The sequence below is a fragment of the Leptothoe spongobia TAU-MAC 1115 genome (assembly GCF_018739885.1).
Taxonomy (GTDB): Bacteria; Cyanobacteriota; Cyanobacteriia; order Phormidesmidales; family Phormidesmidaceae; genus Leptothoe; species Leptothoe spongobia.
This window is the reverse complement of the sequence record NZ_JADOES010000018.1, coordinates 20,655-41,681: the sequence shown is the minus strand read 5'-3', so window position 1 is coordinate 41,681 and position 21,027 is coordinate 20,655. Positions and strand designations below refer to the sequence as shown.

The following is a 21,027-nucleotide window of genomic DNA, read 5'->3' as shown; positions in this document are numbered from 1 at the left end:
CAAAAGTCCTGGTAGGTTACCATAGGCAGCCTTGGGAGCTGTGGTTGAAACATAGGTCTCGCGAATCTCACTTGGAGACAAAAGTTCTGGAGGGTCCCCATAGACAGCCTCGGGAACCATTAATAGACATGGCTTTGCTGTTGGGGGTGCTGCTATTCGTTATCCCTAGGCTACTGTTGCCACCACAGCCATCGCGGTTACATCCTATGGTGGCAGAGTTTGGTTTGGTTGCTCTCCACATTAGCGTTGTGCATCAGATTCTATCTCAGGAATATGCTGTTGTTACGTGGGCTCAATACGAGCAGTTGACCCCTGGTATGCATCTACTGGCGGTAGAGCATATGCTTGGTTTTGGTGCGGAGATCAAAACGCAAAATTTACCGAATGATGAGATTTTAATTACTTACGAATGGCTTAACCCTGACGGTTCTAAGATCATTGCCACATTTCAAAATATGAAACTCACTGGCAAAGCTCAGGCGGGACTCAAATGATTTCTTTCAGCGTCAGTAGATGTACGTTATGATTCACTCCGACTCAGTTTCGTTATAGTCGAGCCCATTAGCTTCTGCATAGCGATGCATAAATCGAATGAACCGTTCCCAATGATCATCTTGATCGATTTCGATTTTGCATTCAACGCCTTTGAGATCTTCTCCTTCTATGTCTCCATAGAACATCTTGACGCCAGAGGGCATGATCAAGATTTCGCCCTCTGTGTCGATCAGGTGTAGCGCATTTCTTGAACTTTTTCTAAAGCTCAAGAAATGTTCTATAGACGCTAAGGCTTCAAAGCGTATCACTGCAATATGGATTCCTGTCGATGGATCTCGTCTGAGGCTGACGCCGCTGATTTCTTCAGGAATATCTTTGAAGATTTGCACACTGGGTATTTGATCACTCATTGTCATTCCTCCTTTCCTATAGCTGATTGCTTAAGTGAGAATGATATCGTTGTCCGATATGATCTGATGTTTTGCCCCCAGACGTACTTATAGAGTAGACATTAAACGTGAGGAATGCATGAGCTATTGAGCCCCTCATAAGTTCCTCGTTGAGACAGGTGCTAAGTGACTTATAAAAACATGTTGAAGAACAACGGCTGTGCAATCAAATCAATCCAACGAGTATTAGGATCACACCTGCTATCAAGCAAATAACCATGCCATAGAATGCTTGTTTTGTGCCCCTTGATGCTGCCCTGGCTAACTCTTCTTCAATTTTCAAAGAAAGAATAAATTTTTGAGCAGGATCCGATGGTTTTCGGATGCTCAGTTCTTGGGTGGTATCGGTCGCCATCCCTAAGACTAAAACATCCCGATCGATGGGAAGAATTGATTCCTTATAGCGATAACCGATGGTGCGCCCCACATTAGGAGTATTGAGGTTTAAAGAGAAGTTGCCATAGCTCAGCCTGCTGCCAGATTGTTGAGTATCAGGTTGAAATTCCTCTAGAATTTGCACAGTTTCAATATCTGCGCCACTGGGGTCAACTGTAATTTGACCGGTTGAATCTAGTAGTTGAAAAGGAATAGACTGGGTATTGCTGGCAACGGTTTCAGACTTGCGTTGTGTTTCTTGAGTTGTATTGCCTTGATCATCACGCTGAGTCGTCACTTCCTCATATTCCCGAACGACCGTGGTTTGGTAGTGGACGCATTCAGTCTGCTGGATTTGAGATAGCAAAGGCTGATTACATTGCACCTTGCCTTGGAGCTTGACATACTCCTGCCAGCTACCGGGGCCAATCTCCTGAGCAACGGCATTAGCTATTTGCTGGATGTCAGCAACCGTAGAAAGCCTGGCCGAGCGAATACTGGCAAGGCGATTACGTTGGCTACGCCATACAAAAAATAGGATGATACCAATGATTACTAGAATGCCACCAAATACTGTCATGGTATTGCGGAATATGGGTCAGGTATTTACAGAATGCGGCACTATTTTGCCACGTAATGAGCGAGCTCACTCATATCAGTTTGCTCGCATTCATCCTACCGTTGGCTAGACATGATCGCATTCAGAAGTCGGATAGCTGGACATGAAAAATTGCACTCAACTATCCCAACGTGATCGCACTCTCTAAGTCCACAATTGCTCTTCACAAGTTCCTCAAATTATGTCCTTAGTCTGAATACTGTAGGTACGGTGTTCATATCTTGCTGGGACAGCTAACACAACGTTGAGAACAATCATGCAAACCTCTGTATCTGTTCAAACTCGATTTGCTACCTTAGATGGCAATGAAGCAGTCGCACGGGTGGCCTATGCCCTCAATGAAGTGATTGCAATTTACCCAATTACACCCGCGTCACCCATGGGGGAATGGGCGGATGCCTGGGCGGCTAGCAACAAGCCTAATCTTTGGGGGACGGTGCCTGCCATTGTGGAAATGCAAAGTGAAGGTGGTGTAGCAGGGGCGGTTCATGGTTCGGTAGCGACCCAGGCGCTGTCTATTTTTGGGGATCATAGTGATGTGATGGCGGTTCGCAGTACCGGGTTTGGCATGCTGTGCTCGGCTTCGGTGCAAGAGGCTCAGGATATGGCTGCGATCGCAACAATTGCCTCCCTCGCTAGTCGTGTTCCCTTTATTCACTTTTTCGATGGTTTTCGCACCTCCCACGAGGTTCAAAAGATAGAACTCCTTGCCGACGAGAGTTTAAACTCTCTGATTGATAACGAACTAATTACTCAACTTCAATATTATGGCGATCCCAATGCCGAACGAGTGATAGTGTTACTGGGATCTGGCTGTGAAACAGCTCAATCGACCGTGGATACCCTCAATGAGGTGGGAGAAAATGTCGGTGTGGTCAAAGTCCGACTCTACCGTCCCTTTGATGCCCGTAGGTTTGCGGCAAGCCTTTCCAAAACCGTTAAGGCGATTTCTATATTAGATCGCACTAAGGAACCAGGAGGCGCGGGTGAACCCCTTTATTTAGACGTACTCTCAGCCCTGGTGGAATCACATTTCACCACATTAGACAATCAGTTACCAATGATTGTGGGTGGACGTTATGGACTCTCGTCTAAAGAATTTACTCCAGCCATGGTCAAAGCCGTTTTTGATAATCTTCTCTTAGATGGATTTCAGCATAATCAAAAAGAGCCGAAAAATCACTTTACCATTGGCATTGACGATGATGTTACCCATACCAGTTTGGCCTATGATGCGATATTCTCTATCGAGCCGGAGCAGACTATCCGTGCAGTGTTCTACGGTCTAGGTTCAGATGGTACCGTAGGCGCTAATAAAAATACTATCAAGATAATTGGTAAGACTACCGATAATCATGCCCAAGGCTACTTTGTCTACGATTCGAAAAAATCGGGTTCAGTTACCATTTCCCACCTACGCTTTGGTCCAGATGCGATCCATGCCCCTTATTTGATTGCCCAGGCTAATTTTATCGCCTGCCACCAATGGATGCTCTTAGACCAGCTCGATATTTTAGGGCCTGCTATGCCAGGCGCTACGTTGTTGTTAAATTCTCCTTACACCCTAGGGCAAGTGTGGGATAAGCTACCCGAACGAATTCAGTCTCAGATTCTGCAGAAACACCTTGAGGTATATGTCATTAACGCCTATGAAGTAGCTCGGTCCGTTGGTCTGGGAGGGCGAATCAATACGGTGATGCAAACTTGTTTCTTTGCCCTATCCAAGATCTTGCCGCCATCAGAGGTGATTGCCGCCATTCGGGCCTCTATTTCTAAAACCTATGCCAAAAAAGGTGACAAAGTCGTATTGATGAACCTGGAGGCTGTGGATCAAACGCTGCAAAATCTGTTTAAGATTCCTCTGCCAGACAAAGTGCCGGTGAGCAAGATTCCTTCCTTAAAATCTCCTGTGGCAGAGGCAGCCCCTCCTTTTGTAAAAACAGTTCTCAGTAAGCTGATGTCACGATGATGGTGAGTGCCCTGTTGCGTCATGGCATTGACCATCTGCGTACTGTTGAGCAAGATCTACATAGATGGTTACAGGACCATGAGTATGTTTCTCTTAGTCAGCTGAAGGGTAGCATGAGCCAGATAAATTGCCCCGACCCCAGTGCCTTTGAGCGGGCGCAGTATATTAAATCGCTCCAGACCTATCGGCCTCAGTCACCCTCCATTCATCTGGCCCCCTGATTCATGTTGTTCTTTGATATTCGTTTGAACCGTGACTAAAAAGATTGGTATTCTCACAAGTGGTGGTGACTGTCCTGGGCTCAATGCTGTCATTCGAGCAGTCGTTAGATGTGCAACTGGACGAGGCTGGCGAGTTTATGGTATTCCTTACGGTACCCAGGGTCTGATCAATCTAAAGCAAGGAAACTGTAACGTTGAAGATTTTCAGCTGCGAGACCACGGATTTGATATTCCAGGGCTGCTTCACGGTGTCGATATTCTCCAATTTCTTAGCGGCAGTATTCTCGGTGCTTTAAATAAAGGCAATCCCAGCGATCCCCATATTGCCCGTGAGATTTTAGACGGGTATCGTTTGCTTGAGCTAGATGCCTTAATCGCCCTAGGAGGGGACGGGAGTCTGGATATTATTTCTGATCTGGCAAAGCAGGGTAATTGGAATTGGATTGCGATTCCCAAAACCATTGATAACGATGTGCCCTTTACTGAACAATCTCTAGGGTTTGATACCGCTGTTGATACGGTGACCCGTGCTCTGTACGATCTCACCTTTACAGCAGCTAGCCATGATCGCATTATGGTTGTTCAGGTGATGGGGCGAGATGCCGGACATCTGGCATTGCGGGCGGGGATTGCAGGAGGGGCGGATGTCATTCTGGTTCCAGAGCAGACACCGCAGATTAATGACAATATCCTCAATGGCATTTGCCAAAAAATTGTACAGTTACGCCAGACCAAGCGGCAGTTTGCCCTGGTGGTGATGGCGGAAGGTGTTCATAATCAAAATGGTGTCAAGGAGAAATATATTGGCGACACCTTAGCCCAACAGATCCAAATCCATGGGAAACGACTCTGTGAAACAAACGAACCAGACTTTGGTTATTTACGGACCATTGAAACCCGAGCGACCACACTGGGACATATTCAACGCAGTAGTACGCCGTCTTCGATGGATTGTCTGATTGCAACAGCCTTTGGGTGCAAGGCGGTGGAGTTAATTGCAGCCGAACAGTATCAGCAGCTAGTAATCTGGTCCCAGGGAAGGGCAGACAGTAAACCTTTAGATCAGGTCATTCCCTTAATTAAACAGCGTCATCAGGCTCATTGTTGTCCTAGACCTGTGTCACCAGATAGTCCCTGGGTACATATAGCGGTTCCGGCTTGTTTTGAACACACCTTGATAGTGCCAACCCCTGAAACCTCAAAACCGAGTGTATTCAGTGCGAATGAGAACCGCTATATTGCTCAGAATTTAGGCATTTATCTGGGTGAGACTGTAGCTATGCCAAAGCTGTTTGTGTTGTCTCGTACTGGTAATAGCTGATGAAGTATGTTGATGAATACCGAAATAGGTAGTGTTTGCTGGAACTATTTAGTGCAAGCCATGATGATTGGCTGACAATGGAAGAACAACTGATAGCAGTGTGGAGACAACGGGGTGCCTTGGACAATGTGGCAGTGGCCCAATGGTCCAAAGCTATTGCTGAACCTTCGTCGCAGTCTTACTGATTTCATGTTTATGATGCCTTATATGTGGTTATCGCAACGGATTTATAATTAATGGTTAGCCCCTTGTATTCCCTAGTGGCCTTGTTACCGATCGCAACGATCTTTGTCTTACTGGTCATTACTCGTCGCCCTGCCAGCCAGGTCATGCCATTGGCCTATTTTGTTACAATTGCCAGTGCCCTCTTGATTTGGCGCGTTCCCTTTGTAGAAGTTGCGGCTTCCAGTATTCAAGGATTGTTTGCAGCGACTGAAATTCTTTACATCATTTTTGGGGCAGTGCTATTGCTGAATACATTGCAAGTCTCTGGAGCACTGGCCACCATCCGCCAAAGTCTACTCGGAATATCGCGGGATCGTCGAGTCCAGGTCATTATCATCGCTTGGTTGTTTGGTAGCTTTATCGAGGGTGCGTCGGGCTTTGGGACTCCAGCTGTGATTACGGTACCATTGCTGGTGGCAATTGGTTTTCCGGCGATGGCAGCGGTCATTTCAGCGCTGATTATCCAAAGTACCCCGTCCACCTTTGGTGCAGTTGGCACACCGATTATGATCGGCATTGATGCTGGTCTGGATGGGGTTCCGTCCGTTCAGGCGCAACTGGTGACTCTGGGACTGACACAACCTGATTATTTGGCCTTGGTTGGGCGCTGGGCTGGAGTCTTTCACGGTATTATTGGAACTTTCTTACCCCTAGTACTCGTGGGAGTGTTGTCATTAGGATTTGGGGATCGCCGTCAGTCTGTTGTTCGGCGTCTTCGACAGGGTCTTTCTATCTGGAAGTTTGCCCTCTTTGCTGGACTGGCCTTCACCATCCCTTATACGCTGACTGCACTTTTAATTGGCCCCGAGTTCCCATCGCTTATTGGTGGTTTAGTGGGTTTGAGCCTGGTGGTTACGGCTACTCATTCTGGTTTTTTGATGCCAGAACATCCCTGGGATTTTCCTGAAGGGGAACTTGGCTCAAGGGGGGATTTTAGCCCCGTTGTTCCGACCATTGTTCCGGCTAACGAGTTATCTATCAATTCTCGATCTATTCTTCCCCAAGTCCAACCCCTGTCTCCCCAAAAAGCCTGGCTGCCCTATGTGCTACTGGGCTTTTTTCTGATGGTGTCGCGCCTAGAATTTCTACCATTCCGAGCTTGGCTCCAATCTGTGACCATTCGATGGACTAATATTCTGGGAACGAATGTTACTGCAACAATTCAGCCACTCTATCTGCCTTCGACAATCTTTATCCTGGTGGTGATGATTACCTTTTTTCTCCAGGGCTTATCATTTCAATCCCTTGGAGTTGTGCTCAGAAAGACGATGCCCTTATTGCGAAAAACGGCACTTGCTCTGGGGGCAGCAGTCCTCGTCGCCCGAGTCTTCATCAATTCTGGTGCCAATATGGCTGGGCTGGAGAGCATGCCGCTAACCCTGGCTGATAGTATGGCCTTGCTTGCAGGAGCGGTCTGGCCATTTTTTGCCCCTTTGGTCGGTACTATTGGCTCTTTTGTTGCAGGTAGTGTGACGGTGAGCAATCTGATGTTTTCAATGTTTCAGTTTGGTGTAGCTGCTCAAACTGATGTTTCCACGGCCCTGGTTTTAGCCTTACAATGTGTCGGTGCCTCAGCTGGGAATATTATCTGCATTTCCAACATTGTTGCTGCTGAAGCCACTGTGGGGCTGGTGGGCCAAGAAGGAATTTTGATTCGAAAAGGGTTTTTACCCACCCTTTATTATGTTTGTTTTGCCGGGTTGTTGGGGGGAGGAGCCTCGTTGCTATTGAGTACTGGCCTCCTATGAGCCTTGCGAAGAGAACTGACAAACACTACTAATTGGGGTAGCCTAATCTTTGTAATACGAAATCCTGACTAATAGCCCCCGATATCGAAGGGCACCCACAAGGAGATGTCCCTATAGAATTGTCCATTTTGAATAGGGGTTGAGGAATTCGGATTTGGTATAAAATAGAAGATCAGGTATTTGACTTCCTCGTCAAAGTCCCCAAAACCGAAATTTAGGGGCTTTGAGTCTGGTCTCCCCCCCCCCCAGAATTTGGGAAACCCCATTATGCCTAATTGAAAGAATGGAATTATTTCCATGGAGGGGCCTCGATATCTGATAGCTAATTGGGAGTACCTACTTACCGTTAATGTGAAAACCTACTCTATTCCTTTCTAGTCTTCTGCTAACTCTCTGACAGAGATCTCATGCTCGACCTTACGTTGTACTTCAAGCTCTTCGGCCAATTCTTGGTTGAGAAAATGGTTGAGGAAGGTCCGAATGGCGGCAATTGCCCCCAGCTTACCCAAGGCCTCAAAGGAGGGGGCAACCGTGGTTGCCACAATGTCAGCCCCTAGCTGGAATTCTAATGCTACGGCTAACCAGATACCAAAACGTAACCGGAGCAACACGAGAGAAAACTTCCGTGCATGGCGGCGATTGAGTGGAAAATGATGGCGATTTAGTGCGATCGCTAATTGTCCAGTCTTAACTAAACCAATCAGGACACAAAAAGCAGCGATAGATTCAAGTACTAAAGTTAGACCTGCAACAAACAGACCTAACTTTGCCTCTAGATACTCAATAAATTCCATACGGCTTGTCTAGAAACTCAGAAGTTACTGTTTTTCTATTGCCATAATACATAAGTCAGCAATATCTTTTGTATCCATATTTATTCTTACTGAGAAGATGAGATTTTGTACCACCAAGCTAGCTTTAGAAGTTTAGCTGTTGGAAAACCTGTTGCAGAACCTGGGCAGAATGACATAGTTGTTCTTCTTCCGCTTTACTGAGTTTCAGGTTAACTGTTTTAAGAATTCCTTTCTCATTTAGAACTGTAGGCCATCCCAGACAGACATCATGGATGCCGTAGGGCCCATTCACCAGGCTACTAACCGTTAGAATACGCTCCTGGCTGCGCATGATGGCCTTAATAATGTCAGTAACAACTAAGCCAATGGCATAGGCAGTGTAACCTTTCCGCTGAATAATCTCATAGGCCGCATTTTTTACCTGATTAAAAATGCTTGCAAGTTCGTCCTGTTCAGAGGTGCTTAAGGATTCCCAGCTATGGTCAATCAGCTTTCTGCCGCCAACATTGGCAGTGCTCCATAGGGCAACTTCGCTATCGCCATGTTCACCGATAATGTAGGCATGAACACTGCGGGGATCAACCTGCATCCGCTGGGCCAGCTGATATCGAAACCGGGCCGTATCTAACACAGTTCCGGAACCAATCACCCGTGAACTTGGGAACCCGGTGATTTTCAAGGTGGCGTAAGTCATTATGTCCACAGGATTGCTAACAATTAGCAAAATTGCATTGGGACAGTGCTTGACCACATCACTCAAGATACTTTTGAAAATAGCAATATTCCGCTCGACCAGATTCAATCGGCTTTCTCCTGGCTTTTGAGCTGCTCCAGCGGTAATAATCACCAAATCGGCCCCTTGCCCGACATCTGCCACAGTGCCTACTTTGAGGGCTGTCGGCGTAATAAAGGGCATACCATGGATTAAATCCATTACTTCCCCTTCAACCTTGTCCTGATTAATGTCTTGCAGGATTAACTCATCGAAACAGTCTTGAATCAAAATTGAGTAGGCGCAAGCAAGCCCGACTTGTCCTGCGCCAATAATCACGCCTTTACGAGGCCTTAAGGGGGCGGGTTTTTCAGCTTCTGGGTGCTGGGTAAAAATTGACTCTAACATAAGTACTGGATCGATATAACGGAGGCCACAGGTAGGCTTGTAGTTTTGGGTAGACACTAAAGAGACCGAGTCAATATAACGTTATGAGTGTTTGTTAATTGTTAGATTGAATGCGTCGTTGCCATTTCATCCATAGGGGATACCCATCAGCATCTCGCAGTTCAACAGTGCGATCAGTAAGCTTTATTTCGGAGGCGATTACGGTTGTTGTATCATTCCACGTGTTACGAATCCCTGTTATTTCGATGGTGTCATTGGGTGAAATGGCAACCTCTTGATCTTCTAAATACCAGGCTGGACCAAGGTGAACTGAGACTGTTTCCTGTTCGGTCTGCACTTCTAGCCATGTGCCTTGACCAGCTGGACCAACTTGTTCAATGGCTGCCACCTGACCACTAACCGTTTCTAACGCACTTGGGTCATATAGTCCGTCATACATTGGACAGACGTCTGGACCATACCAAGAGTGTCTACCTGGACCTCCCCGACCATGTCGTTCGTATCTGGGCATGACCCAGTCAGAATCAGTAGTTTAGGCTCGGAACATAGGCCGATTAATCACTTGTGCCTTCAGCGGTGTCATGGTCAAGGCAAAATAGGTTAAACCAGCACCAGCCAAAGCAGCGAGGGTAATGTGGGTAATGTAGCGTTGCATTGGAAACCCTCCCCTAATGCGCGTTTGTTATTTATACTCCTATTATAAAGTCTCTACATCCTGTGCCATGGGTTTTAGCGCCGTTACTTCCCAACGGTTGCCTATCGTATCAGTGAGCGTCTGCTGTGATTGGTAACTCCATTGATCGGCTGCTTGCAAAAACTGTACTCTTGCTAAGGCTACAGGGGCAGACCATAGGAGCATGAGCAAGAGGGTGAGTCCCAGGATAACTAATAGCTTTGTGACAGTTTGGGCAAAGCTAGGATGGTGATCTGAGCTGATAGGGCGTTTCATACTGCCGATCTCCTCGTGAGTTATTGGCTAATGCCTGTAGTTTTTGATGTCCTGGGGTTAGCCAGGATTGTAGCCCTGTTGATGGCCGCAGCTCTGATAACAGTGTTTTTAATGTGTCACCCTCTAGAGTTTCTGTTTTCAACAGTTTTTGGGCAATGCGTTCTAAAATACCTTGATTTCTCACTAAAATTTCAAGGGCCATTTGGTAGGCTTGGTCAATGATTTCTTTGATTTCTCGGTCAATGGTTTCTGATAGATGGGGACTAATGGGACGACGAGGTTGGGCAAGGCCGTCTAAAAACTGAGCCTGGTTCCGTTCTATCGCCACCGGTCCCAGAGTTTTACTCATGCCATAAAGGGTAATACAGCGTTCTGCCAGATCGGTTGCTTTTTGAATATCATCACTGGCCCCAGTGGATACTCTGTCAAAAATCAATTCTTCAGCAGCTCGTCCCCCTAACAACGTCATCAGCCGACCCCGAATCTCATCTTCCATCATCAAGAATCGATCATCTTCTGGTAACTGGAGAGTGTACCCTAATGCGGCGACTCCTCTGGGTACGATGGAAATTTTCTCTACATGACCAGAGCCTGGCATCAATGCCCCAATAATGGCATGACCTGCTTCATGGTAGGCGACGGTGCGTTTTTCTAAATCGTTGAGGATGCGTGATTTCTTTTCTAGCCCCGTTAACATTCGTTCAATGGCTTCGTTGAAGTCAGCCATCATCACTGCTTCTCGATTTTTCCTGGCAGCCAGCAGTGCGGCTTCATTGATTAAGTTGGCCAGGTCGGCTCCAGCAAAGCCAGGAGTGCGGGCTGCCAGTTTGGATAGTTTTACGTCATCCCCTAAGTGTACTGTTCTGGCATGGACCTGCAAAATAGCTTCTCGACCCCGACGATCAGGCCGATCGACCACCACCCGTCGGTCAAATCGACCAGCCCTGAGCAGTGCCGGATCTAATACTTCTGGACGGTTAGTTGCCGCTAATAAAATCACCCCCGTGTTTGGCTCGAACCCATCCATTTCTGCTAAAAGCTGGTTCAGAGTTTGTTCCCGTTCATCATTACTAGCAAAAGGATTATTCGCGGTGCGTGATTTGCCTAATGCATCTAGTTCGTCGATGAAAACAATGCAAGGGGCCTGTTTTTTAGCTTGTTCAAATAGATCTCTTACTCGGGAGGCCCCCACCCCTACAAACATTTCAATAAATTCTGAGGCTGAAATGCTAAAAAAGGGCACCTCTGCTTCGCCAGCAATGGCTCGAGCTAATAAGGTTTTGCCGGTCCCCGGTGGGCCAACTAGCAAAACTCCCTTAGGGATTTTTGCTCCCAATCGAGTGTATTTTTGGGCATCTTTGAGAAATTCAACAATTTCTTGTAATTCTTCCTTCGCTTCATCTACACCAGCTACATCATCAAATGTGACTTGGGTACTACCCTGGGCATAAATACGAGCTTTACTCTTGCCAACATTGAGGGCAGCTGGCCCTCCTTGCATCTTATTGGCAAAGGCTCCCCAGAGCATCCATAACAACAACAGGGGCAAGATAAAGCTCCAAAGCCCAACTAACCAGTTCCGTTCATTGGCAGCGGTGGCGGTGATTTCAACACCATGCTTGCGTAGAATTCGGGATAGATCTGGGTCATCGGGTAGGGGGGTGGTCACTGATGTTTTCGGTGCAGTCTCAGTGTCTACTGTTTCTTGAGCAGCAGGTGTTTTGAGCGTGTATTGAATCTGATACTCACTAATGTTTACCTTAGCGACCTGGCCACTTTCAACCTGGGTGAGAAATTCACTGTAGGGTATTTCCTCGGGCTGTTGTGGCATGCGGGAAACTGTGAAAGTCATGATCAACAACCATACCGCCAGCCAGCCTAGATTGATGAGGCTGGATTTGAATCCAGGTGAATTCTTTTGTGATGGATTTGAGCGAGAAGATGAGGAGCGTTCTGGCATAGCATTGAGTAATAGTATTTACACAGCTGCTACAGCAGCTAAAAGTTTGGTTGGTGGTGGGCTATTGGAACCCCTAACTGGGTTTGGGTTGGTGATCCAAGATCCAGTTTTCGATCAGGAAAATAGCTATTAACAAAGCAATTTGAAGCGCCGGAGGAGAGACTCCAATCATAATCATCACACAGGCTGTAGCAGTGAGCCCGGCAGAGATGACTTCGAATCGTTTATCAGCAGTCAAAAAGATTCTTAAAGCTATGAGCAAGATGGCAGCAGCGGTAAAGAATGTGGTCCACATAATGATTTCCTCCTATGGGGTGCTAGGGGATGAAGAGAACTTAGAAGCTGGAGCTAAGCCCTCATTTACACCATAAAAGAATAGTTTGAGGAATTCATGAGGGGAAGGCAGGGGAGTAGGAGAGGAGGGGGAGTAGGGGAGTAGGGGAGTAGGGGGCATTTGCTCATAACTTCCTCACTTTTTTAAGCTAGTGTTTGCCATGTGAGAGTTTACCGTTAGCTACATTGTCCCGATGCCTTGCCTATGCTTGAACCCTTTGTTAGTTCATCTTCTAATGGACCTGCTGTATTTCACATGGAGCAGGTGAGTAAAGTGTATGTGATGGGGGAAGTCAAGGTGCATGCCCTGGGGGCTGTGAACTTGGACCTTTATGAGGGGGAATTAGTAGTGTTGCTGGGACCCTCAGGCAGTGGCAAATCTACCTTATTAAACATCTTGGGCGGATTAGATGTGCCGTCTGGTGGGCAGGTCTATTTTCGTAACCAGGCGATGAATAAAGCGGATGAGCAGTCGTTGACCCGATTTCGTCGTCAGTCGGTGGGGTTTGTGTTTCAGTTTTATAACCTGATTCCCAGTTTGACTGCACGGGAGAATGTGGCTCTGGTTACGGATATTGCGAACTATCCCATGCCGCCGGAGGATGCTTTGGAACTGGTGGGGTTGGGAGCGCGATTAGATCACTTTCCGGCACAGCTGTCGGGGGGAGAACAACAGCGAGTTGCGATCGCACGTGCTATTGCCAAACGTCCCGAAGTTCTCCTCTGCGATGAACCTACTGGAGCCCTGGACTTTGAGACTGGTAAACGGGTGTTAGAGACCCTGGAGCATGTCAACCAAGAGTTCGGCACGACAACGGCTGTCATCACCCACAATGCCGGGATTGCTGCCATGGCCGATCGTGTAGTACATATGCGTAGTGGCAATATTGCCGATATTAAGCGGAATGAACATAAAGTATCTCCGGCGGAGTTGGAGTGGTAAGGGGTATGGGAATGAAAGCCCTGGATCGTAAGTTATTACGCGATCTACTCCGCATGCGGGGCCAGGTACTGGCCATTGTGCTGATTGTCACCTGTGGCATGGCTAATCTGGTCACTATGATGAGTACCCATGGATCGCTACAGCTCACCCAGGCGACTTACTACGATCAGTATCGATTTGCCGATGTATTTGTACAGTTGAAGCGGGCTCCCAAGAGTTTGGTGTCTCGGTTTGAAGAGATTCCGGGGGTGGGAGCGGTGCAAACGCGGGTGGTACAGGATGTCACCCTGTCGGTGGAAGGCTTAGCAGAACCGGCCACTGGGCGTTTGATTGCTATTCCAGAGCAGCCTACGCCCATGCTCAATGACCTATTTATTCGGGCTGGACGTTACCCCGAACAAGGGGACGAGGTGCTGGCTAGTGAAGTCTTCGTTAAGGCTAACCAGCTAGAGTTAAACGATACCGTTGGTGCAATTCTCAATGGTCGTTGGCAGACCCTACGGATTGTTGGAATAGCACTATCACCAGAATATATCTATGAGATTCGAGGCACCGAGATTGTCCCCGACAACAAACGGTTTGGCATTCTCTGGATGCAGCAGAAGGCACTGGCTACGGCCTTTGACATGGAGGGGGCATTTAACGATGTCAGTCTGAAGTTGATGCCGGGGGCCAGCGAAGCAGAGGTGATCTTTCAACTAGACCAGCAGCTGGAAACCTATGGTGGTCTGGGCGCATTTGGCCGAAAGGACCAAATTTCCCACACGTTTATTTCCGATGAGATTCGTCAGCTGTCGGCCCACGCTGTCTTTGTGCCGAGTATATTTCTGGGTATCGCGGCCTTCTTGCTAAATCTGTTACTGAGTCGCTTAGTGAGTACCCAGCGAGATCAGATCGCAGTGATGAAAGCCTTTGGTTATGACAATCTCACGGTGGGGCTACACTATCTGAAGCTGGTGATGGTCGTGGTGCTATTGGGTGCAGTTTTGGGTGCAGGGCTGGGCTGGTGGATGGGCCGGGGGATGACCCGTCTTTACTCTGATTTCTATCACTTTCCGCTACTGCAATATGAGGTGCGTCCCCAGGTATTACTAACGGCCCTGTTGGTGAGTACAGGGGCAGCGACCCTGGGGGCTTTTCTGGCAGTGCGGCGGGCAGTATCTCTACCACCGGCTGAGGCGATGCGGCCTGAACCGCCGACCACTTATCGTCCCACCCTGGTGGAAAAATTAGGTCTGCAGCGGTGGTTTGCAGCTCCCAGCCGCATTATTCTGCGTAATTTGGAACGGCGTCCGGTGCAGGCACTGTTGTCGGTAGTGGGGATTGCGGTTGCGATCGCTATCCTAGTTTTGGGGCGCTTTTTTACCGATGCCATGGGTGCCCTGGTGGATATCCAATTTCGCACCATCCAGCGAGAGGACATTACCCTGGTGTTTAACAATCCCTTGTCCAATCGAGCCCAGTTTGACCTGTATAACTTACCGGGGGTATTGCGAGCTGAGCCGTTTCGGGTGGTGCCCGCTCGGCTGCGCTTCGACCACTACCACAAATTGAGTGGCATCAATGGTGTAGAGCCCGGTGGCGAACTACGTCGCCTATTGGATCGTGCGCAGCGTCCTGTCACCTTGCCGCCGGAAGGAATTGTCTTATCCACTAAGTTGGCAGATATTTTGCAGGCCCATCTGGGAGACCAAATCACGGTAGAAATCCTGGAAGGGGCGCGACCCACCCGTGCTGTACCTGTCACCGGTATCTTTGACGAACTGGTGGGCATTTCCGCCTATATGGATATCCACGCGCTCAATCGCCTGATGCGAGAAGGATTTACGCTCTCCGGGGCCTATTTGCAGGTGGATGCCCATGAGCAACAGACGCTCTATGCTCAGCTGAAGAAAACGCCTGCTGTTGCCAGCGTTGCTATGCGACAAACAACTATTGATCAATTTAACGAAATTCTCACCAAAAGTATGGCGGGCTTTACGATAGTACTGGTGGGGTTTGCTTCAGTGATTGCCTTTGGAGTGGTGTACAACGCGGCTCGTATTGCCCTATCAGAACGAGAGCGGGAGTTGGCCACCCTGCGCATTATTGGCTTTACCAAAGGTGAAATTGCCTTCATCCTCCTAGGAGAACAGGCGGTGCTACTCACCCTGGCAATTCCCATCGGATTTGCTCTGGGGTTTGGTCTGGCTGCACTGATGACCGAGATCTATGACTGGGAGCTGTTTCGTTTCCCACTGGTCATTACCCGGTCGACCTATGCCTTTGCCTTTGTGGTGATTATGGCGGCGGCACTGGCTTCTGGCCTGATGATTCGTCATCAGTTGAATCGCTTGGATTTAATCGCTGTGTTGAAAACAAGAGAGTGAGGAGAAGGAGATTTCATCATGGCTCAGTTACAAAAACAGACCGTAAGAAACTTTTTTCGACGACGGCCAAAAGAGACGTCAGCTACTGTTACTCGACAACGTATTCGCTTACCGCGCTGGTTGCCCTACGGTCTTGTTGGCCTAGGGATCGCTGTCTTAGTCGTCTTAGCATTTCGCCCTACACCGATTCCAGTGGATGTTGGCACGGTGACTACAGGCCCACTACAGGTGACCATTGATGCTGAGGGACAAACTCGGGTGAAAGACCGCTATGTGGTGTCAGCGACCGTAGATGGTCGGCTGCAGCGGATTGATCTGGAAGCGGGGGATCAGGTGGAGGCTAATGCGGTTGTGGCCCAGTTGGATCCATTGCCACTGGATAGTAAGGTGCGTATGGCTCAAGCGCGGTTGCAGGAGTTGCGAGCTGAGCTGATTGGAGTCGATACCCAACGGCCTAAAACGGAAGCGTTGGCCCAGGCCGCAGCCCGATTACAGTCAACCCAGGCCACACAACAAGCGACGGCAGCTGAGGTGGAAGAGACTCGTGTCGCTCTGGAACAGGCACGTCGCGATCGCACCCGCGCTCAGAATCTAGAGCCCAGGGGGGCGATCTCGCGCCAGGCGAGAGAAGCCGCTGAACTAGAGGAAGACCGTCTGGTGCAGGAGTTGGCGGCGGATGAGAAACGATTGGGGAGTGCGATCGCAAACGTTTCTGCTGCCCAGGAAGCACTTGCCCTGTTAAGGGAAGAACAACGCGATCCCGATTACTTGGAGGATGCCTATCGGGCTCAAATCAGGGGTGTGGAGGCAGAATTAGCTAACCTGGTGGATGAAGCTGATCGAACAACGATTGCTGCACCGATTAGTGGAACCGTACTGCGGGTACCGGATAAGAGTGCGCGATTTGTTCAGGCTGGAGACCCGTTGATAGAGTTGGGCAATCCAGGTGAGCTAGAACTAATGATTGATGTGCTGTCTACCGATGCGGTACAGATTGAGCCTGGGGATTCGATAATTGTGGACCAGTGGGGTGGTCCAGAACCATTAACAGCGACTGTCAGCTATATCGAACCAGCTGCATTTACAGAAGTTTCTGCCCTAGGCGTGGAGGAGCAGCGGGTAAACGTGATTGGCACGTTGTCAGGATCAAGGGCTCATGCGTTAGGAGACCGTTATCGAATTGAAGCTCGCATTGTCACCTGGTCTGGTGATGATGTGCTGCAGGTGCCCGTTAGTGCTCTGTATCGCTGTGGAGAGAGTTGGTGTGTATTTGTGGTGGACGATGATCGCGTCCAGCCTCGTGAGATTGCTATTGATCATCGCAGTACTATGGCGGCTGAGGTGACAGACGGTCTACAGTCTGAAGAACGCGTTGTCTTGCACCCTAGTGAGCAACTCCAGGCTGGACGTCAGGTAAAAGCCCGCTAGTGATTTCCTATCATGTCAATCTTTCGCGGGCTAAAGGGCAGCAACCTTACCCAACGCAATCGCCGAGATGCCACTCAACATCAGTCCGATTCCCAACCATTGGAGAGTCGATACCTGTTCTTTCAAGAGAAATACGCCAGCAAATGTCGTCGAAATAATGGTTAAGCCAATCACCACTGGATATACTATCGATACGTTGAGTTTGCCTAATATGGCCACATAAAAAATTGTGCTGATGCCATAGGCCACGAGACCACTAAATAGATAAAGATTTAAGGGGTTTTGACCGGCCCCCAGCTTGAGTAAACTTTGACCTGTGGTGTTTAAGGTCACGGACATCAGCACAAGCAGCATTAGTATAAAGGGATTTGACATTTCTTTTTGGCTCTATATGGGTTTCTGGGAGGTCTGAATCGAAAAACGCTTTTAGCCCTTGTCATTCAAGGGTTTTAGCCTAGGATGCGCAGAGCCTCTGGAAAATGCTTTGGGTAAGGCTTACAGGCCATTGCATTAGTCCACCTCCCTGAAACAGCTATTGAGCCTTCTTTTTTTCTATAAACCGTTTAACTTCAAGGTATTCAGGCTGATGAGCACTGTGGCTATCAAGGCCAGACCCCAGAGTATTGCTTTTTACCAGGATTTTGATTAACACATAATTTTGAAATATCTTTGTCGATATAGCAAGCCATATCCCCACTCAAACCTAACCACTACACCAGGCCTCATACTCTCTCTTGATTAATCAGATTTGGCAATGGCTTCAAGTTGTTGAAGATAGTTAAGGGTTTGTTCTGCTGCTTGAACATCAAGTTTGCTAATGGCAAAGCCCACATGGACAACGACATAGTCACTTAGCTGGGCTTCAGGTACGCAGGCTAAGCTGACCTCTCTCACCACTCCCTCAAAGCTAACCCGGCCCATGCGAGTCAGTCCCTCCCCTTCGATGCTGATGATTTTTCCGGGTACAGCCAAACACATCGTTGTTCTCCTGGTGAAACTTTAAACGTCACACAAATGCTGGTGCTATCCGCTGGGATAACGCTTGGTTTAGATAGGCATAAAAGTTGGTCAACCCTTCACCAGTTGTTGCTGATAGTTCAAAAATAAGCGCCTGAGGTGCAATTAAACGCAAGTATTCTAGAGTTTCTTTGCGATTAAACCCAACCACATCAGCAATATCAGTTTTGGTAATCACAACAGCATGGGCAGACTTAAACATGGTGGGATACTTTAGCGGTTTGTCCTCTCCTTCAGTCACGGACATCAGCACAATTCGTAAATCTTCCCCCAAGTCATAAACTGCCGGACATACCAAATTGCCTACATTTTCGATAATTAGTAAATTGAGACTGTCCAACGTCAATTGTTGTGCAGCCTTGCCGACACTTTCAGCCTCTAGATGACAGAGATTGCCTGTATTAATCTGGATCACCGGTTGCTCTGTTTGGCGCAATCTTTCAGCATCCCGATTGGTGGCCAGATCGCCCACAATCACTCCAGGCCGTACGACCCCCTGGTACCGATTTAGGGGATCTGCTCCAGCAATTAAATCACAGTCACGCAGGATACGCTGAATCAGGGTTGTTTTGCCAGTGCCTGGTGATGACAAAACGTTCAAAACTAGCAGATGTTGAAACAACACACGATTATGTTCTGCATAGTGATCGTTTTTGTCTAATACATTCTGATGCAGAGATAACGTCTGCCGAGTATTTTTACACCCACAATGCCCACACATAGCTAAATACCTCCCTATGAAATCTCTAAGGATGACAGCTCCAGGGCCTTCCCCTGGCGAATGTCCGCACTCAATTGATGACAGCATGGACATTCATACACCCAATCGAGGGGTTGAAACATTTGTTGACATGATGAGCAATAACAGCTCACTGGCACCGGTATAAGTTCTAGCTTGGCCTTTTCTGCCAAAGTGCCGTTGCTTACCACATCAAACGCAAATGCCAGTGCATCGGGATCCACTCCCGACAACTCTCCTACTTGAAGCTGGAGACGATGAATTTGCCGAGCGCCCTTTGTTTGAGCATGGTCTAAGGCTACGGATAGAGCAGCCTGCATCAGGCCGATTTCATGCATAGAACTGGGTGCCGATAGGTGACTAGGAATTGTTCAATAATGTTATTCAAACGATATGAGGATTTTATGAGGTCTCACCGATAGCACTCATCAAGCAGTTGCCCATCAGCATCAAGCAACTGTATCTGTAGTGGCATTTTTCCAGCTGCATGGGTGGAACAGCTCAGGCAGGGATCAAATGCACGAATCCCTGCTTCCACACGGTTCAACATCGGTTCTGGAATCTCAGAACCGTGGATATAGTGACGGGCAATCTGGGCAACAGTACGATTCATGGCCAGATTGTTCTGGCCAGTGGCAATAATCAGGTTGACATAGGTGAGTAAGCCAGTTTCATCAATTTTGTAATGATGAAAGAGAGTACCCCGTGGAGCTTCCCCCACCCCTACAGCTTCAAGTTGATTGACATCAGCGCTGGCTCTGAGACGTTCGCTCTGGAGGTCTGGATCATCCAGGGCAATCTCAATGCGCTCAATACAGGTGAGAATCTCAATCAGTCTCGCATAATGATAGAAAAAAGAACTGTTACTCATACCGTACTGACGGAAACGTTGCAGTTCAGTTTCAGCTAGAGGTGTGCCGATGCGATCGCAAACATTCAACCTTGCCAACGGCCCTACCCGATACAGACCATTCTCTAAACGACAGTGTTGTGTCTGATCAGGATATCCCAAGGGCTTATAGTAAGGTGACTTTAAATAGGAATCTGGCTGTACTGCTTCCCCAATAAAGTCTCTGTAATCACTTGAGTCCAGCCGATCTGCAATAACATTGCCACCGCTATCGACCATGCGCAAACAGCCATCATAATGCTCCCAGGTACCATCAGTACTGACTAAACCCATAAATAAACTTGAAAAGTTACCAAAGATATGAGCCTCTTCTTGAAAGTCTTCTAGCAGTTGCTTAAATAAGGTAAGCGTTTCTAAGATCGTTTTCTTAGCCTTAGGTAAATGCTGACGAATCTGCTCTCGTCCGGCTAATGACAGACTACCCCTGACACCTCCTGGCACAGCCCAAGCTGGATGAATCTTGCATCCCCCCAGTTGTTTAATCACTTCTTGGCCAAACTGACGTAGTTGAATCCCCCCTCGGGCCAACTCAGGCTCAGCGGCCATCACTCCAAATACATTGCGTTGAATCGGATTACTCTCCCACCCCAACAAGAGATCGGGACTGCTAAGGTGAAAAAAGCTCAGAGCATGGGACTGAATAATCTGTCCCAAATTCATTAATCGTCGTAGCTTCTCTGCCGCAGGGGGAATTTGCACCGCCAGTAAGCGATCACCTGTTTTAGCCGATGCTAGTAGATGACTGATAGGGCAAATACCACAAATACGAGCCGTAAGCCCCGGCATTTCCCAAAAGGGACGGCCCTCACAAAATTTCTCAAATCCACGAAACTCAGTTACATGGAATCGTGCATCTGACACTTCCCCACGATCATCAAGGTAGATAGAGATTTTGGCATGGCCCTCAATCCGGGTAACCGGATTAATCACAATTCGTTTACTCACTGCTAACTGAGATAGAGCAATCCTATCTCCCTAAGGACTGATGTACAGGCGTTGCATGAAACACCTCTGCAAGGATATTGCTAAACCTGCTAAAATCT

The 21,027-nt window shown here is 48.1% G+C and carries 22 protein-coding genes and 1 pseudogene; 9 read left to right on the top strand and 14 right to left on the bottom strand.

All coding sequences use genetic code 11. From position 1 onward, the window contains the following. Positions 1–128: 128 nt before the first annotated feature. Positions 129–494 carry a hypothetical protein gene (locus IXB50_RS10915; RefSeq protein WP_215608997.1) on the top strand — a complete coding sequence of 122 codons (366 nt, stop codon included), beginning with the start codon at positions 129–131 and terminating at the stop codon, positions 492–494. A gap of 33 nt (positions 495–527) precedes the next feature. Here IXB50_RS10915 and psb28 read toward each other — a convergent pair whose 3' ends face one another. Further along, complete coding sequence (gene psb28 / locus IXB50_RS10910) at positions 528–905, bottom strand: photosystem II reaction center protein Psb28 (protein ID WP_215608996.1); 378 nt, start codon at positions 903–905, stop codon at positions 528–530. 205 nt (positions 906–1,110) lie between these two features. Next, positions 1,111–1,899: an E3 ubiquitin ligase family protein gene (locus IXB50_RS10905; RefSeq protein WP_215608995.1), complete on the bottom strand. Its 789-nt coding sequence runs from the start codon at positions 1,897–1,899 to the stop codon at positions 1,111–1,113. 295 nt (positions 1,900–2,194) lie between these two features. Here IXB50_RS10905 and IXB50_RS10900 point away from each other — a divergent pair, with 295 nt between their 5' ends. The 4 genes and pseudogenes from IXB50_RS10900 (at position 2,195) to IXB50_RS10885 (ending at position 7,422) form a co-directional block, all read left to right on the top strand. After that, on the top strand, positions 2,195–3,907 hold the full coding sequence (locus IXB50_RS10900) for a 2-oxoacid:acceptor oxidoreductase family protein (RefSeq protein ID WP_246564388.1): 1,713 nt from the start codon (positions 2,195–2,197) through the stop codon (positions 3,905–3,907). After that, positions 3,892–4,128, top strand: a pseudogene (locus tag IXB50_RS10895) (dihydroorotate dehydrogenase-like protein); the annotation flags it as partial. The gene IXB50_RS10900 and the pseudogene IXB50_RS10895, both read left to right, overlap by 16 nt. Before the next feature lie 31 nt (positions 4,129–4,159). Further along, on the top strand, positions 4,160–5,449 hold the full coding sequence (locus tag IXB50_RS10890) for an ATP-dependent 6-phosphofructokinase (RefSeq protein ID WP_215608994.1): 1,290 nt from the start codon (positions 4,160–4,162) through the stop codon (positions 5,447–5,449). A 236-nt stretch (positions 5,450–5,685) separates the two neighbouring features. Then, complete coding sequence (locus tag IXB50_RS10885; RefSeq protein WP_215608993.1) at positions 5,686–7,422, top strand: L-lactate permease; 1,737 nt, start codon at positions 5,686–5,688, stop codon at positions 7,420–7,422. Positions 7,423–7,796: 374 nt separating this feature from the next. On the opposite strand, the gene IXB50_RS10880 is transcribed toward IXB50_RS10885, so the two are convergent. The 6 genes from IXB50_RS10880 to ftsH all read right to left on the bottom strand — a co-directional run bounded on the left by IXB50_RS10880 (position 7,797) and on the right by ftsH (position 12,245). After that, on the bottom strand, positions 7,797–8,216 hold the full coding sequence (locus IXB50_RS10880; RefSeq protein ID WP_215608992.1) for a DUF1622 domain-containing protein: 420 nt from the start codon (positions 8,214–8,216) through the stop codon (positions 7,797–7,799). Positions 8,217–8,340: 124 nt separating this feature from the next. Next, complete coding sequence (locus IXB50_RS10875) at positions 8,341–9,336, bottom strand: L-lactate dehydrogenase (protein WP_215609024.1); 996 nt, start codon at positions 9,334–9,336, stop codon at positions 8,341–8,343. A gap of 94 nt (positions 9,337–9,430) precedes the next feature. Beyond that, positions 9,431–9,775 carry a hypothetical protein gene (locus IXB50_RS10870; protein ID WP_215608991.1) on the bottom strand — a complete coding sequence of 115 codons (345 nt, stop codon included), beginning with the start codon at positions 9,773–9,775 and terminating at the stop codon, positions 9,431–9,433. A 93-nt stretch (positions 9,776–9,868) separates the two neighbouring features. Further along, positions 9,869–9,991: a hypothetical protein gene (locus IXB50_RS22460; protein WP_281413269.1), complete on the bottom strand. Its 123-nt coding sequence runs from the start codon at positions 9,989–9,991 to the stop codon at positions 9,869–9,871. A gap of 42 nt (positions 9,992–10,033) precedes the next feature. Next, a complete protein-coding gene (locus IXB50_RS10865) occupies positions 10,034–10,285 on the bottom strand; it encodes a DUF3122 domain-containing protein (protein ID WP_215608990.1) in 252 nt (83 codons plus the stop codon). Next, a complete protein-coding gene (gene ftsH, locus IXB50_RS10860; RefSeq protein WP_215608989.1) occupies positions 10,251–12,245 on the bottom strand; it encodes an ATP-dependent zinc metalloprotease FtsH in 1,995 nt (664 codons plus the stop codon). Before ftsH ends, IXB50_RS10865 begins: the two co-directional genes overlap by 35 nt. Between ftsH and IXB50_RS10855 the strand changes: the two genes are divergently transcribed. Then, positions 12,136–12,378 carry a hypothetical protein gene (locus tag IXB50_RS10855; protein ID WP_215609025.1) on the top strand — a complete coding sequence of 81 codons (243 nt, stop codon included), beginning with the start codon at positions 12,136–12,138 and terminating at the stop codon, positions 12,376–12,378. The two genes, ftsH and IXB50_RS10855, sit on opposite strands and share 110 nt — an antisense overlap. Here the strand turns inward: IXB50_RS10855 and IXB50_RS22770 are convergent. Continuing rightward, positions 12,319–12,540 (bottom strand): hypothetical protein, encoded by a 222-nt coding sequence (locus IXB50_RS22770; RefSeq protein ID WP_215608988.1) that lies wholly within the window; start codon positions 12,538–12,540, stop codon positions 12,319–12,321. The genes IXB50_RS10855 and IXB50_RS22770 overlap by 60 nt on opposite strands. Positions 12,541–12,783: 243 nt before the next feature. On the opposite strand from IXB50_RS22770, the gene IXB50_RS10845 reads away from it, so the two are divergent. Genes IXB50_RS10845 through IXB50_RS10835 form a run of 3 tightly spaced genes read left to right on the top strand, consistent with a single transcriptional unit; the run spans position 12,784 to position 17,318 of the window. After that, the gene (locus IXB50_RS10845; protein WP_215608987.1) at positions 12,784–13,521 is read left to right on the top strand and encodes an ABC transporter ATP-binding protein; all 738 of its coding nucleotides are present in this window, start codon (positions 12,784–12,786) and stop codon (positions 13,519–13,521) included. Positions 13,522–13,532: 11 nt separating this feature from the next. Beyond that, a complete protein-coding gene (locus IXB50_RS10840; protein WP_215609023.1) occupies positions 13,533–15,890 on the top strand; it encodes an ABC transporter permease in 2,358 nt (785 codons plus the stop codon). 18 nt (positions 15,891–15,908) lie between these two features. Then, complete coding sequence (locus IXB50_RS10835; RefSeq protein WP_215608986.1) at positions 15,909–17,318, top strand: efflux RND transporter periplasmic adaptor subunit; 1,410 nt, start codon at positions 15,909–15,911, stop codon at positions 17,316–17,318. 30 nt (positions 17,319–17,348) lie between these two features. Here the strand turns inward: IXB50_RS10835 and IXB50_RS10830 are convergent, their stop codons facing one another. The 5 genes from IXB50_RS10830 to IXB50_RS22625 all read right to left on the bottom strand — a co-directional run bounded on the left by IXB50_RS10830 (position 17,349) and on the right by IXB50_RS22625 (position 20,929). Continuing rightward, positions 17,349–17,657 (bottom strand): SMR family transporter, encoded by a 309-nt coding sequence (locus IXB50_RS10830; RefSeq protein WP_246564375.1) that lies wholly within the window; start codon positions 17,655–17,657, stop codon positions 17,349–17,351. A gap of 399 nt (positions 17,658–18,056) precedes the next feature. Then, entirely contained in the window at positions 18,057–18,296 is a 240-nt protein-coding gene (locus tag IXB50_RS10825) for a HypC/HybG/HupF family hydrogenase formation chaperone (RefSeq protein ID WP_215608984.1), read from the bottom strand. Between the two features lie 28 nt (positions 18,297–18,324). Beyond that, entirely contained in the window at positions 18,325–19,056 is a 732-nt protein-coding gene (gene hypB / locus IXB50_RS10820; protein ID WP_215608983.1) for a hydrogenase nickel incorporation protein HypB, read from the bottom strand. A gap of 14 nt (positions 19,057–19,070) precedes the next feature. Next, entirely contained in the window at positions 19,071–19,412 is a 342-nt protein-coding gene (gene hypA, locus IXB50_RS10815; protein ID WP_215608982.1) for a hydrogenase maturation nickel metallochaperone HypA, read from the bottom strand. A 74-nt stretch (positions 19,413–19,486) separates the two neighbouring features. After that, positions 19,487–20,929, bottom strand: a complete 1,443-nt coding sequence (locus IXB50_RS22625; protein ID WP_215608981.1) for a Ni/Fe hydrogenase subunit alpha — start codon at positions 20,927–20,929, stop codon at positions 19,487–19,489. Positions 20,930–21,027: the final 98 nt, after the last annotated feature.

Coding starts and splice junctions, on each gene's coding strand:
- IXB50_RS10915 (WP_215608997.1), top strand. CDS start 129: ATGGCTTTGCTGTTGGGGGTGCTGCTATTCGTTATCCCTAGGCTACTG.
- psb28 (WP_215608996.1), bottom strand. CDS start 905: ATGAGTGATCAAATACCCAGTGTGCAAATCTTCAAAGATATTCCTGAA.
- IXB50_RS10905 (WP_215608995.1), bottom strand. CDS start 1,899: ATGACAGTATTTGGTGGCATTCTAGTAATCATTGGTATCATCCTATTT.
- IXB50_RS10900 (WP_246564388.1), top strand. CDS start 2,195: ATGCAAACCTCTGTATCTGTTCAAACTCGATTTGCTACCTTAGATGGC.
- IXB50_RS10885 (WP_215608993.1), top strand. CDS start 5,686: ATGGTTAGCCCCTTGTATTCCCTAGTGGCCTTGTTACCGATCGCAACG.
- IXB50_RS10880 (WP_215608992.1), bottom strand. CDS start 8,216: ATGGAATTTATTGAGTATCTAGAGGCAAAGTTAGGTCTGTTTGTTGCA.
- IXB50_RS10875 (WP_215609024.1), bottom strand. CDS start 9,336: ATGTTAGAGTCAATTTTTACCCAGCACCCAGAAGCTGAAAAACCCGCC.
- IXB50_RS10870 (WP_215608991.1), bottom strand. CDS start 9,775: ATGTATGACGGACTATATGACCCAAGTGCGTTAGAAACGGTTAGTGGT.
- IXB50_RS22460 (WP_281413269.1), bottom strand. CDS start 9,991: ATGCAACGCTACATTACCCACATTACCCTCGCTGCTTTGGCTGGTGCT.
- IXB50_RS10865 (WP_215608990.1), bottom strand. CDS start 10,285: ATGAAACGCCCTATCAGCTCAGATCACCATCCTAGCTTTGCCCAAACT.
- IXB50_RS10855 (WP_215609025.1), top strand. CDS start 12,136: ATGATCAACAACCATACCGCCAGCCAGCCTAGATTGATGAGGCTGGAT.
- ftsH (WP_215608989.1), bottom strand. CDS start 12,245: ATGCCAGAACGCTCCTCATCTTCTCGCTCAAATCCATCACAAAAGAAT.
- IXB50_RS22770 (WP_215608988.1), bottom strand. CDS start 12,540: ATGTGGACCACATTCTTTACCGCTGCTGCCATCTTGCTCATAGCTTTA.
- IXB50_RS10845 (WP_215608987.1), top strand. CDS start 12,784: ATGCTTGAACCCTTTGTTAGTTCATCTTCTAATGGACCTGCTGTATTT.
- IXB50_RS10840 (WP_215609023.1), top strand. CDS start 13,533: ATGAAAGCCCTGGATCGTAAGTTATTACGCGATCTACTCCGCATGCGG.
- IXB50_RS10835 (WP_215608986.1), top strand. CDS start 15,909: ATGGCTCAGTTACAAAAACAGACCGTAAGAAACTTTTTTCGACGACGG.
- IXB50_RS10830 (WP_246564375.1), bottom strand. CDS start 17,657: ATGTCCGTGACCTTAAACACCACAGGTCAAAGTTTACTCAAGCTGGGG.
- IXB50_RS10825 (WP_215608984.1), bottom strand. CDS start 18,296: ATGTGTTTGGCTGTACCCGGAAAAATCATCAGCATCGAAGGGGAGGGA.
- hypB (WP_215608983.1), bottom strand. CDS start 19,056: ATGTGTGGGCATTGTGGGTGTAAAAATACTCGGCAGACGTTATCTCTG.
- hypA (WP_215608982.1), bottom strand. CDS start 19,412: ATGCATGAAATCGGCCTGATGCAGGCTGCTCTATCCGTAGCCTTAGAC.